Annotated in this window: 17 protein-coding genes; 5 read left to right on the forward strand and 12 right to left on the reverse strand. The window is 35.6% G+C overall.

Annotation, left to right across the window (positions count from 1 at the left end; translation table 11 throughout):
- Positions 1-13: 13 nt before the first annotated feature.
- Complete coding sequence (locus BFL01S_RS16635; protein WP_035320781.1) at positions 14-403, reverse strand: FixH family protein; 390 nt, start codon at positions 401-403, stop codon at positions 14-16.
- 358 nt (positions 404-761) lie between these two features.
- On the opposite strand from BFL01S_RS16635, the gene BFL01S_RS21145 reads away from it, so the two are divergent.
- Positions 762-899, forward strand: a complete 138-nt coding sequence (locus BFL01S_RS21145) for a hypothetical protein (RefSeq protein WP_225001747.1) — start codon at positions 762-764, stop codon at positions 897-899.
- Between the two features lie 154 nt (positions 900-1,053).
- On the opposite strand, the gene BFL01S_RS20555 is transcribed toward BFL01S_RS21145, so the two are convergent.
- On the reverse strand, positions 1,054-1,203 hold the full coding sequence (locus BFL01S_RS20555) for a hypothetical protein (RefSeq protein WP_153301153.1): 150 nt from the start codon (positions 1,201-1,203) through the stop codon (positions 1,054-1,056).
- A gap of 144 nt (positions 1,204-1,347) precedes the next feature.
- On the reverse strand, positions 1,348-3,081 hold the full coding sequence (locus tag BFL01S_RS16645) for an ABC transporter ATP-binding protein (RefSeq protein ID WP_061786367.1): 1,734 nt from the start codon (positions 3,079-3,081) through the stop codon (positions 1,348-1,350).
- Positions 3,082-3,240: 159 nt separating this feature from the next.
- Between BFL01S_RS16645 and BFL01S_RS16650 the strand changes: the two genes are divergently transcribed.
- Positions 3,241-3,438, forward strand: coding sequence for a spore germination protein (locus BFL01S_RS16650; RefSeq protein WP_061786368.1), 198 nt, complete (start codon positions 3,241-3,243; stop codon positions 3,436-3,438).
- A 12-nt stretch (positions 3,439-3,450) separates the two neighbouring features.
- On the opposite strand, the gene BFL01S_RS16655 is transcribed toward BFL01S_RS16650, so the two are convergent.
- The 7 genes from BFL01S_RS16655 to BFL01S_RS16675 all read right to left on the reverse strand — a co-directional run bounded on the left by BFL01S_RS16655 (position 3,451) and on the right by BFL01S_RS16675 (position 6,867).
- Positions 3,451-4,512, reverse strand: coding sequence for a CopD family protein (locus tag BFL01S_RS16655; RefSeq protein WP_025911244.1), 1,062 nt, complete (start codon positions 4,510-4,512; stop codon positions 3,451-3,453).
- Between the two features lie 4 nt (positions 4,513-4,516).
- Positions 4,517-5,062 (reverse strand): copper resistance CopC family protein, encoded by a 546-nt coding sequence (locus tag BFL01S_RS16660; RefSeq protein ID WP_025911242.1) that lies wholly within the window; start codon positions 5,060-5,062, stop codon positions 4,517-4,519.
- 126 nt (positions 5,063-5,188) lie between these two features.
- A complete protein-coding gene (locus BFL01S_RS16665) occupies positions 5,189-5,383 on the reverse strand; it encodes a hypothetical protein (protein WP_061786369.1) in 195 nt (64 codons plus the stop codon).
- A gap of 96 nt (positions 5,384-5,479) precedes the next feature.
- The gene (locus BFL01S_RS16670) at positions 5,480-5,704 is read right to left on the reverse strand and encodes a hypothetical protein (RefSeq protein WP_061786370.1); all 225 of its coding nucleotides are present in this window, start codon (positions 5,702-5,704) and stop codon (positions 5,480-5,482) included.
- Positions 5,705-6,027: 323 nt separating this feature from the next.
- Complete coding sequence (locus BFL01S_RS21310) at positions 6,028-6,162, reverse strand: hypothetical protein (RefSeq protein WP_268873898.1); 135 nt, start codon at positions 6,160-6,162, stop codon at positions 6,028-6,030.
- 130 nt (positions 6,163-6,292) lie between these two features.
- Complete coding sequence (locus BFL01S_RS20815) at positions 6,293-6,469, reverse strand: hypothetical protein (RefSeq protein WP_167556128.1); 177 nt, start codon at positions 6,467-6,469, stop codon at positions 6,293-6,295.
- 119 nt (positions 6,470-6,588) lie between these two features.
- A complete protein-coding gene (locus BFL01S_RS16675) occupies positions 6,589-6,867 on the reverse strand; it encodes a Fe-S cluster assembly protein HesB (protein WP_025911238.1) in 279 nt (92 codons plus the stop codon).
- A 172-nt stretch (positions 6,868-7,039) separates the two neighbouring features.
- On the opposite strand from BFL01S_RS16675, the gene BFL01S_RS16680 reads away from it, so the two are divergent.
- The gene (locus BFL01S_RS16680) at positions 7,040-7,486 is read left to right on the forward strand and encodes a Dps family protein (protein ID WP_061786371.1); all 447 of its coding nucleotides are present in this window, start codon (positions 7,040-7,042) and stop codon (positions 7,484-7,486) included.
- An 18-nt stretch (positions 7,487-7,504) separates the two neighbouring features.
- On the opposite strand, the gene BFL01S_RS16685 is transcribed toward BFL01S_RS16680, so the two are convergent.
- The gene (locus BFL01S_RS16685; protein WP_025911234.1) at positions 7,505-8,056 is read right to left on the reverse strand and encodes a hypothetical protein; all 552 of its coding nucleotides are present in this window, start codon (positions 8,054-8,056) and stop codon (positions 7,505-7,507) included.
- Positions 8,057-8,228: 172 nt separating this feature from the next.
- On the opposite strand from BFL01S_RS16685, the gene BFL01S_RS16690 reads away from it, so the two are divergent.
- Positions 8,229-8,861: a spore coat protein gene (locus tag BFL01S_RS16690; protein WP_035321250.1), complete on the forward strand. Its 633-nt coding sequence runs from the start codon at positions 8,229-8,231 to the stop codon at positions 8,859-8,861.
- Positions 8,862-8,898: 37 nt separating this feature from the next.
- On the opposite strand, the gene BFL01S_RS16695 is transcribed toward BFL01S_RS16690, so the two are convergent.
- Entirely contained in the window at positions 8,899-9,558 is a 660-nt protein-coding gene (locus BFL01S_RS16695; RefSeq protein ID WP_157803617.1) for a YwqG family protein, read from the reverse strand.
- 235 nt (positions 9,559-9,793) lie between these two features.
- Here BFL01S_RS16695 and BFL01S_RS16700 point away from each other — a divergent pair.
- A partial coding sequence (locus BFL01S_RS16700) for a hemolysin family protein (RefSeq protein WP_061786373.1) occupies positions 9,794-11,125 on the forward strand: 1,332 nt, incomplete at its 3' end.

The raw sequence follows: 11,125 nt of genomic DNA on the forward strand, positions 1-11,125 counted from the left end.
TGTCTCAGTCTCTTCATTTTACTTCCACACGTATTTTAGGCATATTATGAGAGTCTTTTGCCGTTACGTGCGATTGAACTGTATAAATTCCAGGCTCTTGAAAGTCCGTTTCCACTTCGTATATGCCGTCCTTGCGATGTTTTGCTTCAATCATTTCCCCTTGTCCCTCTGCATTTTCTTTCTCAATTTCAAATTGTACGTCATCTGCGTTTTCAACTTTCTCATCACCATATGTAACAACCGCTTTAAAGATAACGGTTTCATCTTTAGATACTTCAGATGGACCATTCAGCTTCACATCTAGCATTTTAGGTTCAGCACTCGCTTCTTGCTCTTGATCTACCCCACACCCCATTAGAAAACCACATATACTTACTAGACATACAATTTTCTTTGCGTTCAATTTGACCGCTCCCTTCCATATAATCCCCTCATTATTTACTATAAACTGTAAATGTGAGAAAATCATGAAGTTTTTGCAAAATTTCATGATTTACAAAACATAAGCTGTCTATTATTATAAATAATAATGATTTCGATTTGTTTTAAAGAAGAAGGTGTTTTTATGTCTTCTCTGCTAGTTGTAAATAGCCTTGCATATAAGTACAGTCATTCATTTTACGAAGTGCTTCATAAACTCAAACAGAGCTTGAACATTCCTATCTTGTTTATAACACAACAGATACCTAAACAACTTCATACTTCTATTACATATCTAGAAGATCAATCCTTACCTATGCAATAGCTGCATAGGTTTTTTCATGGCACGTATATTAGCCGTATTATCAAGCGGATATGAAGAAAAAGAGTATAAGACTGGATGGTGGGCAGAAGAACTATTTGCTCCTTTATTAAAGCTAGAAGAAGCAGGACATACAAGAGTATGCTGTTTGGGCTAACGACCAAATCGTTACAAGCCGTGATCCGTTCTCTTCAGAACTGATGGGCGATGAACTTGTGAAAAAGCTAAAAGCTTAACTGATTACCCCCCTTTACTTTCACCTTGCTGAAGGTAAAGGGGGTTTTATAATTCAATCATGTTACTTCTCACTCTCAGTTATTTTTAACTTTAGCAGCATCAACAATAATGGTCTTTCCAAAGTCCGGTTGTTGGGTCGACAAAAGCTCTAATGTTCCATTACGATATACATGAATAAGCTTATATGATTTACTGTTATAAAAAACGTTATCTCCTACTTTCATTATCTAGCCCCCTTTTTTTCAGTAAATGGTTTTAACGTTCACTTTATCATAGTTCTAGGATGTCTCACAAGACCTTCGACAAAGATAGTGATTTTCCACTAAAAAAGCGCACTAGAACCACTCTAGTACGCTCTTTTTACATTATCAAGATTCTGTTTGGAACTGCTGTTGAACCAAGCGGCGATAAAAGGTGTGCGTGCTTAGAAGCTCTTCATGTGTTCCATTCCCCGTCACTTCTCCATCTTCAATTACTACGATTTGATCAGCACTTATAACCGTTGATAAGCGGTGTGCAATGACAAGGGAAGTTCGCCCTTTCATAACTCGTTCAAGCGACTCTTGCACAAGCTTTTCAGACTCCGAATCAAGACTTGCTGTCGCTTCATCAAGAAGTAAAAATTGAGGATTGCGAAGCAGCGCTCTTGCAATTGCAATTCGTTGACGCTGACCTCCAGATAAGTTTACTCCTCTTTCACCAAGCATTGTATCGTATCCATCGTCAAAATTAATAATGAACTCATGAGCATTTGCCTGCTTTGTTGCTTCAATTATTTCAGCGTCTGAAATTGTACGCTCTAGCCCATACGTTAAATTTTCACGAATCGTTCCTGCTAAAATTGGCGAGTCCTGCTGCACATAGCTAAACAACTGACGCCACTCTCTTAGATTAATAACCTGACTATCTTTACCCTCTAATAAGATTTGACCAGAAGATGGGGCATAGAAGCGCTCAAGCAGTGAAAAAACGGTTGATTTCCCTGCACCGCTTGGACCAACTAACGCCGTTACTTCTCCTTTTCGAGCAGAAAATGAAATATTTTTCAACACCAATTTTTCCTCGTATTTAAACGCAACACGTTGAAACGTTAAATCACCAATTCGCTTAACTTGTTCTCCATGATGAAAAGACTCTTCTTCTTCATCCAAGATAGCAAAAATACGCTCTGATGCACCTTTCGTTTGTTGAAAGCTTGTAATAAAGCGAGTGAGTGAACCAACAGGTACCATAATTTGAAAGAGATAAAGAACAAATGCTACTAGCTCTCCTGCGCTAATAAACTCCTGACTAACGCGGTATGCACCAAATCCTACAATTGCAATCATAACGCTTGTCATCACGGTACTAATAATTGGCGTTATAATCGCTTCAATCTTTGCACGGCGTATCCCAAATAAAAAAAGTGAGTGAAATGAGCTTTTCCCCTCTTCAATTTCTTTCCTTTCAGAACTTGATACTTTAATTAAGCGTATCTCACTAAGCATTTGAGCTAAAAACGCCGTGAGCTTTGACATTTTATCCTGCTGTTCACGAGAGATCTTATGAATCTTTCTGGCAAGTGGCATAACCAATAAGAACATTACTGGAATAACCGCTAATAAAATGAGCGTCATTGGAATATCTAGCGTAAACAAAATAACAATTGATATACTGATTGATAAAATATTTTTGACAAACTCTATCATTTCTGTTGATAGTAAGTTCATCACAATGGTTGTGTCATTTGTGATTCTACTCACCATTTCGCCAGAGCGATTGCGGTCGTAAAATGATACCGGCAGCTTAACAAGCTTATCCCAAATCGTTGTGCGCAGCTTCTCAACCACGCCTTGTCCCACTTGCGCCAAAAGATATAGAGATAAAGCGCTGGTAATCATTTGAATAATAAATAGTCCAATTAAAACTGCAATCATTTGTTTTGATAAACCGCTGTTAATTGTATCCATCAGCTCTTTAATTAGTAACGGAATAACAAGAGAAGCCCCTGTATTTGCTAATGCAAATACCAAAGAAACACTAAGCTTTCCTTTTGATGGATTGGTTAGTCTCCAGAGCTTTTTAAATGAAAAGTTTGTTTTAGCTTCTTTAGATTTGTTCATAATTTACCTTCTATCTTTCTAAATTCTACGTTTTCCATTTCTATTGTACACGAAATGAAAACAAATATAGAAATATTTACTTTCCCTTTACACTCGTCTATACATGATAAAATGGCTTGTCATAATATATAAAGAGTGCTCAAAAAAAGGATGATGATTATGCCCGTTTGGATTAAATCCGTTTACATTGGAAAAATCACCGGTGGAATTGTTAATTTTGGTGACGTATGCTACATTTCTCCTTTCACTAACTCACAAGAAAATAGCGTATCGCCCACAACAGGTGATGAACCAGCTAATGATAGCAAATCAGGTAAAAAATTACGGCAACGAAAAAAGACTTTCAAACAACGTTGAAAGCCTTTTTTATTAAAAAGAAATGCTTGTAATCATAGCAATGTATAAAGAAAATACAAACAATGCTCCACTTAGCAAACTAAACCAGGCATTTATTTTTTTATAAAAAATAACAAAGATATATGCAAGAAAGAAGATTGCCAAAAATGAGAAGATTGCACCTACGATTGTAAAGTGAAACGTAATTGGTAAGGTGATTGGCTGACCATAAATAAATGGAAGCAGAGAATTTGCTTCTGCATACTGTAGATTTGTAGGCGGTGATTGATTAACCATCACGCCTGTTACAAAGAAAATAATTAGTAAGGTCACCGCTTCAACTCTTAGCCATCTAGTTGGGCGAAAAGTATGTGAGCGTTTCACTTTACGAAGCAAAATACCATTGATTACTGCAAAAACGATTAATAAAATAATACTTATTTGTTTAAGTAACAAACCTTGCCCATAGTTTGTAGACCATGAATTTATGTAGTTAGGGAGTCCTACTATAATAAGCATGGCAATTACTCCACTTAGTGAAAGTAGAATAAAACACCCTACTGCAAAGGGAGTAAACCATGTTAAAAAAGGTTTCCAATTCACAGCTTTTTGTATAAAAAAGGAAACGGTTAAAACAACTCCGCTCCAAAGACCGACAAACAGCACGTGAAGAAAATGCGAAAGCATGCCGTTAAGCGGCGAAATCGAGGCGGCGTGGCCAGCATAAGAGATCCCAAGCACTAGACCAATAGTTAGTATTGTATAGATATGAGGATGACTTTTTACGACAATCGTAAGAATCAATAACATCGAGGAAAGTACAACAATCAACCATGCATGACCTGTTTTACTTCCAAATAGTACTGCCTGAATTGTATCTGAGAAACCTCTAATTTTTGAAAATGCAAGCACAATTTCTAAAACTGGGCCTATAGAAAAAATCCCTACTGCAGAAGCACTGCCAATTAGCCACTTACTCGATATACTTAAAGCAGGCTTGTTCTCTTCAGAGATATACTGTAAAACTGCTGTACCGAGTAAGAACGCTAAACCAATATACGTAACCCATTCAAATAGCGGTAAAACTACTGACATTGAATCAGCCTTTCTTTTTTCTAAACACAAAGATGAGTGCTGTTGCTACGATAACCACTGCTACAATCATAATAACGAAGAAAGATGAGTTTTCGCTTGTTGATTCAGCTTCTGTTTGCTCATCTGGAGAGCTGCTTTTTTCAGCTTCTTCTGTAGCAGACTCTTTTTGTGTATCTTTATTTTCAGATGTTACTTCTTCTTGATCTGCATTCACGGTAAATGAAATTGCATCTTCCATAACGTGACCATCTTCTCCTACAATGTTCCACTTCACTTCATATTCTCCATTTGGAAGCGGCTCTTCAAATGTACCTATTAAATCATGACCTGATACTTCCTGTGAATCAATTGAAAGTTCTTGACCATCTTTTGTCACGGTCAGTGTACTTACTTTTTCAATATGTGTCTCAAAGCTAAGTTTTATTTCAGTTAGCTGAGACGTAACCGTAGCCCCGTTTTCAGGTACGGTTGTTTGAACATGCGTATGGGCAAAACTCACCGTTGGAAGAGCGAGTAACATTACCATTAAAAACATCATGATTTTTCTCATTAATTTTCACCTTCATTTAAATTTTCTATGTATTTGTTTCTATCCATTACCAAGTGTACGTTTTTCTTTGTGTCTTCTCAATAAACAACACAATTTTGCTACAAAAAATTCACAAATGAAGTTCCATCATTGTTTGTGCAGCTGTTTTTTTAGAATGATAAACCCTCCGACAAGAAACGGTAACAACACACCAAATACTAACAAAGCAATTACAATCACAATCGATAGCATTAATATTCCGCCCGTACTACCTAGTACATATGCTTTTGTAGCTGCTTTTTGGTTTCTTACAAATAGAAAGATAGCAATTAAGATAATCATTTCAAATACATATTGAAATAATAAAAAACTGTTTGGGGCTAATGATTACTGCTTCCTGATGCATATCGACCTTTGTAATAGCACGTCACCTCATCTCTAGTTTACAATTAGGTGGTTAATAGGCTTAAAAATTGCACTCAGCCAATCTAACGGATTAGGGAGCGGAAAGTGCATGCTATGTAAAATATTTAGAGTCATGCTAAAGAGTAGAAAGAAAGAAAATAAATAGAGTTCTTTTTTCTGCTCTTTTTTTAATAAAGAAGGAAGCTCAATCGCCGTAATGATACCGCTTAAAAGTAAAACACCAATTAGTAACTTCATCTTCCTTCCCTCCTTCTTCATCCTAGTTAGTAATAGCATTTCTCTAACCCAAAAAAATATTTATCAAAATAAAAAGACTAGATACTGGTTTGTATCTAGCCGGTAATCTAGCAACTTATTAGCTTGTCCGTTATGTGTTATAAACTGATCTTTAATAATAACTTTATCCATCCAAAGACAGAAAGCCAAAGCGGAATACTTAAAGACGTTCCCCATATTAAGCCCAGTAAGAAGTTTCCATTTTCACTCATGCAAACCAACTCCTTCTTGCTTTTTAGAACGCATTTTACATATGTTATATTGGAACTAATTATAGTTTAACTTTAACAGAAAACGCTTTCAAAAGATAGTGAAATAATACCTAATAAAGAGTCTAGCACATAACGAAATGATTCTTTCCCAAAGACGAATGGTGATGTTTCTAAAATAGTTAGGTTGTAAGAACAAGTTTGTTTCATTGCGCTGCAAACACTCGCTTTTTTAAATTGTTTTCAAACCAACAAAAAATATCCGAACTATCAAAAGGAGTTAACTCCCGACAGTTCGGATAGATCCTTGACTGAAATACGTATGTCCCAGCCTTGTTACTCACTTGTGCTCTCCATGACGCTGAAGACGATTCTCGATAAACAGTCGCTCAACAAATTGATTTAACTGCTGCTGATACATCAAACGTTCTTTGGCTGAACGCGAGTCTCGAATTAACTGTTTAAAATGTTTAATTTTTTTACGTTGTTCAACCGTTACATGATGAGAAAGAAGCATGTAATCCCCCCTCGTTTTCATTAACGCTTAAATTAAGTAAAACAATATTTTTCCATTATTCCAACAGATTTGTCAGACATTCTAACAAATTATTTATCGACTTTTTTCAAAACCTTTACTTATTGACCTTTGGCACCTACTAAAGCTAGCCCAGGTCCGTATGGTGTTAGATGAACATCTAGTAAAAGTTCTTTTGTATAAGGTAGAATCGCCTCTTGGATTGCTACTGATATACCGTTAATAACCTGCAGTTCATCATTTTCTTGGGCTTCTTCAAATGACAATCCGATATTTGGAATTTCACAGCTAATTCCTTTAAAGTAAAGACGAATACCTTCAATTTCTTGTTCTGATAAAATCTCTTCAATCAATGCTTTTGCTTCATTTGTAATAATCATTCAATCTCTTCCCTTTACTATATTCTCTTAGCTATCTTAACATAACCTCCTAACTCTTCTCATTAAAGAAAAAAGGTTCGTTATTAAATTATAATAATTATAAATAAGTATTGATTATAATCTAATATATGTTATAATCTATATATATCAGTTAAACCAGGAGGAATGACACATGAATTTAGAACAATTCTTAAATCAGCAAATTGCTAACTTAAACGTATTTTACACGAAGCTCCACCGCTTTCATTGGTATGTAAAAGGACCTCAGTTCTTTACTCTTCATGAGAAATTTGAAGAACTATATACAGAAACGGCTGCGGATATCGATGAATATGCAGAGCGTTTACTAGCAATTGGTGGACAGCCTGTAGCTACGTTAAAAGGTTTTTTAAGCCTAGCTACTTTAAGTGAAGAGGGAAATGAACAAACTGCTCACGAAATGATTGAATCTGTTGTTAATGATTACCTAATTCTCGTTCAACAGCTCAAAATGGGGATTAAGATTGCTGAAGAAGCAAATGATCACGTTACTGCTGACTTATTCATCGGCACAGTTGGTCGTTTTGAAAAGCATATCTGGATGCTTAATGCGTTTTTACCAGTAAAAGAATTAGTATAAATAAAAGACGAGCCTACTTTACTTGGCTCGTTTTTTATGTTGTAGCCATTTAAAAAAAGTCATATCATCTTGAACACCTTCAACCAAAACTGCTTCATACACATGTGCACTTTTATAATAGCGATTATACCCATTTTGCTGTTTAAAAAATAAAATCTGCTCTCTTTTCTTCTCTGTCATTTTTGCTTTTAACTTTTGCTGTTTTTGTAGCATCTGCTGTATGGTTGCTTCAGACACAACATTCACATTAATTTTCCATTCATGTCCTTCGATGTCTGTGTATACAGCCCAAGTCATTTCTTCTTCCTTTTCTTTATTACCAATAAAGATCATTTTAACGGGCTTCATTCTCAATGCTAAGTCTTTACCAAGTGCAAAAAATAAATCTTCAATAACCTTATCGCTTCCAATGTAAACATCGAGATGACGAAGTACCATGACATTTAAATCAAAGCTGCCTGCAATGAGAGGGTTGCCATATTGTTTGCATAAATGTAAAAGCTGATATTCTTCCAATAAGCTTGTTGCTTCTGCTTGTAGTTGCTCCGACCATACCATTAACTCATTCATTAAGCTATATCTCCAATCCTTAAAGTTAAAGTTCATATTCGATATGTGTTGTAAAATTCCTTTGATATCATCAATAAAATCTAAAACCTTTCAATATTTTTCTTTTTGTACGTATAAAGATGCCTGGATTCTTTACACTAAACAACGTATTTATTACACTAGGAGGATGGATATGAATAACGAACAAACACATATGAATATGCATACTGGTAAGGTTCCTCAAGTTATGAATCACGGAGGACATGAACTATTTGACGTTCATGAAACGCTAGCTGGCATGATCAATGTTTTAGATCAGTTCATGATGTTTCGACAATACATTCAAGATGAAGAGTTAAAGCAAATGTTAGATCGTCAATATAGTTTTATTTTGGAAGACTACAACCGTATTGTAGAATCTTTTTCAACAGGCCAAGACCCTTCTAGTCCAACGCAAACCTATAACATGGCAGAATCAAACGATTTTGTATACGGATTAAAAGCAAGTCAGCCTAAAAAACCAAATCAATCCATTAATGACATTAGCGATAAAGGAATTTCTGGGCACATGTTAGGCTTATTAAAAGGTCATGCTTCACTCGTTACCATGACCTCACTTGAAATTACAAATCCTATTGTACGCCGCTTATTCGCTGATAGCGTTCCTAATTGGATTGAAATGGCATATGAAGTAGCCCACTATCAAAACAAGCGTCATGATTACCAAGTACCGCAGCTAGCCGCTCAAGATGTACAGCAAATGACGCAAAGTTTCGCAAAATCTACACAGCCTCCCGAGCTTCCAAACAATAAAACGTTACATTAAAAAAAGCATCTGCTTTGTGTGAAAGCAGGTGTTTTTCTTATGAACATTGCATGATTAACCATGTGTTTTCGAATTGTTTTTTTTCAAGAGCTTGTCTTTCAATACAATAATATAAAATTCCAACGTCGCCCCACATCATATTAAGCTGATCATCAGAGTCAATTTGAAATAATAACTGCCAGTCGCCTTTCTTACCAGAGAACTCTTGACATTCTTCCAAAACGTCCCCTTGGATATCCCACGCTGTTCCCCCAATTTGGTGAAATGGAATGTTACCATTGATTTCTAACATAAGAGCATCAAATTGATCATACAGCTGATCGTCTTCTATATATGTATCTCCAAGTCGGATATCATAGCTAAACTCTACCCCACACTGTAGGTATATGCTTGAAACGTCTACTTTTGTTGCAGTTAAATCATCTGCTGTCCCTTCATAAAAAAGTACGCGCCAACCATTTTGTTGATCCGCTTCACCATATGCTTCACCATCATAAAAGAAGTACAGATAACCCGTGTCAGGAAGAAGTAAATCTTGCTTCCACGCACCTTCTAACTGAGATAGATTGATTTGACCAATAAACTGTAGATATTCTCCATCCTGTTTAGGCCAGTAAAAATCTTCCGGTAAATCTGGGTATCCTCCTAATTTTGATGTACCCACTTCCAGTTCGTCAGCACGTGTTGGGTGTACCATAACACATGTATACAAAGAGCTATATATATCTTCCTTTAGTGTTTGAAGTCCATGTTTCAAAATTAAGTTATCCAATATATTCACTATTTTCACCTCTAGGCTAGTATAGCACAAACCCATTAATGAGAACGCTTCTTTCTCTTTTTAAATAGCGCTGGGGATTGTTTCAATACATGTTCTTCCTTCGTTTAGATAACACTTACTATATACACGTACTAAATAGGTGGTGAAACGTTTGACGATTTTAAATCTTTTCCTCGTTGCTCTTTTAATTGGCTTAACTGCCTTTTTCGTAGCAACTGAGTTCGCAATTGTAAAAGTGAGAAGCTCGCGCATTAACCAGCTTGTTGATGAAGGAAATAAAAAAGCGATAGCGGCTAAGCATGTTATCACGCATCTAGACGAATATCTATCTGCTTGTCAGCTTGGAATTACCATTACAGCTCTAGGTCTTGGTTGGCTTGGTGAACCAACACTTGAACGCATCCTACATCCTCTTTTTGACGATATCAATATGAATGAACGTTTAGCAGGCATTCTGTCATTTGCGATTGCATTTGTCATTATTACATTTTTACATGTTGTGGTAGGTGAACTAGCACCGAAAACGTTCGCTATTCAAATGGCAGAACGAATTACTTTATTATTTTCTAAGCCAATTATTGGGTTTTATAAAATTATGTATCCATTTATTAAAACACTAAACGGATCCGCTCAGCTCCTAACTCGTATGTTTGGGTTACAGCCTGCTTCTGAGCATGAGGTAGCTCATAGCGAAGAAGAAATTCGAATTTTACTTTCTGAAAGCTTAAAAGGCGGAGAAATTAACCAATCTGAATATAAGTATATGAATAAGATTTTTGATTTTGATGACCGCTTAGCAAAAGAAGTGATGGTACCTCGCACTGAGATTGTAACTGCATCAAAAGATGATATTGTAGAAGTTTTTCTACAAGTGGCCAATGTGGAAAAATATACTCGCTATCCAATTATTGAAGATGGTGACAAAGATAAAATAGTTGGGCTTGTAAATATCAAAGAAATTTATAATGACATTGTGTTTAACCAAAAGGATGGTACAAACACTTTAGAATCCTATGTCAAGCCAATTTTAAAAGTAATTGAAACCATCCCGATTCATGATTTATTAGTAAAAATGCAAAAAGATCGTGTCCAAATGGCGATTTTATTTGATGAGTATGGCGGTACAGCTGGTTTAGTCACAATTGAAGACATCGTTGAAGAAATTGTTGGTGAAATTCGTGATGAGTTTGATGCAGACGAAATTCCCTATGTACAAAAAATTAAAGAAAATCATTATATTTTAGATGGCAAAATGTTAATTAGCGAAGTAAATGATTTGCTTGGTACAGATATTAGCGACGACGAAGTAGATACGATTGCCGGTTGGGTACTAACTGAACGATTCGATGTTGTTAAAAACGATATAGTACAATATAATGATTTTTATTTTAAAGTGTTAGTCATTGAAGACTTTCATATTAAATACGTGGAAGTAAAGAAACGAAAAGAAAATTCTTCAAGTAGTAATGAAGATAAAATAAAA

This window comes from Priestia flexa NBRC 15715 (assembly GCF_001591565.1).
GTDB classification, from domain to species: Bacteria; Bacillota; Bacilli; order Bacillales; family Bacillaceae_H; genus Priestia; species Priestia flexa.

What these genes read in the sequence shown, in the direction of transcription:
- BFL01S_RS21145 (WP_225001747.1), top strand. Translation starts at nt 762, where the DNA reads ATGGCACGTATATTAGCCGTATTATCAAGCGGATATGAAGAAAAAGAG.
- BFL01S_RS20555 (WP_153301153.1), bottom strand. Translation starts at nt 1,203, where the DNA reads ATGAAAGTAGGAGATAACGTTTTTTATAACAGTAAATCATATAAGCTT.
- BFL01S_RS16645 (WP_061786367.1), bottom strand. Translation starts at nt 3,081, where the DNA reads ATGAACAAATCTAAAGAAGCTAAAACAAACTTTTCATTTAAAAAGCTC.
- BFL01S_RS16650 (WP_061786368.1), top strand. Translation starts at nt 3,241, where the DNA reads ATGCCCGTTTGGATTAAATCCGTTTACATTGGAAAAATCACCGGTGGA.
- BFL01S_RS16655 (WP_025911244.1), bottom strand. Translation starts at nt 4,512, where the DNA reads ATGTCAGTAGTTTTACCGCTATTTGAATGGGTTACGTATATTGGTTTA.
- BFL01S_RS16660 (WP_025911242.1), bottom strand. Translation starts at nt 5,062, where the DNA reads ATGAGAAAAATCATGATGTTTTTAATGGTAATGTTACTCGCTCTTCCA.
- BFL01S_RS16665 (WP_061786369.1), bottom strand. Translation starts at nt 5,383, where the DNA reads ATGATTATCTTAATTGCTATCTTTCTATTTGTAAGAAACCAAAAAGCA.
- BFL01S_RS16670 (WP_061786370.1), bottom strand. Translation starts at nt 5,704, where the DNA reads ATGAAGTTACTAATTGGTGTTTTACTTTTAAGCGGTATCATTACGGCG.
- BFL01S_RS21310 (WP_268873898.1), bottom strand. Translation starts at nt 6,162, where the DNA reads ATGAAACAAACTTGTTCTTACAACCTAACTATTTTAGAAACATCACCA.
- BFL01S_RS20815 (WP_167556128.1), bottom strand. Translation starts at nt 6,469, where the DNA reads ATGCTTCTTTCTCATCATGTAACGGTTGAACAACGTAAAAAAATTAAA.
- BFL01S_RS16675 (WP_025911238.1), bottom strand. Translation starts at nt 6,867, where the DNA reads ATGATTATTACAAATGAAGCAAAAGCATTGATTGAAGAGATTTTATCA.
- BFL01S_RS16680 (WP_061786371.1), top strand. Translation starts at nt 7,040, where the DNA reads ATGAATTTAGAACAATTCTTAAATCAGCAAATTGCTAACTTAAACGTA.
- BFL01S_RS16685 (WP_025911234.1), bottom strand. Translation starts at nt 8,056, where the DNA reads ATGAATGAGTTAATGGTATGGTCGGAGCAACTACAAGCAGAAGCAACA.
- BFL01S_RS16690 (WP_035321250.1), top strand. Translation starts at nt 8,229, where the DNA reads ATGAATAACGAACAAACACATATGAATATGCATACTGGTAAGGTTCCT.
- BFL01S_RS16695 (WP_157803617.1), bottom strand. Translation starts at nt 9,558, where the DNA reads ATGGTACACCCAACACGTGCTGACGAACTGGAAGTGGGTACATCAAAA.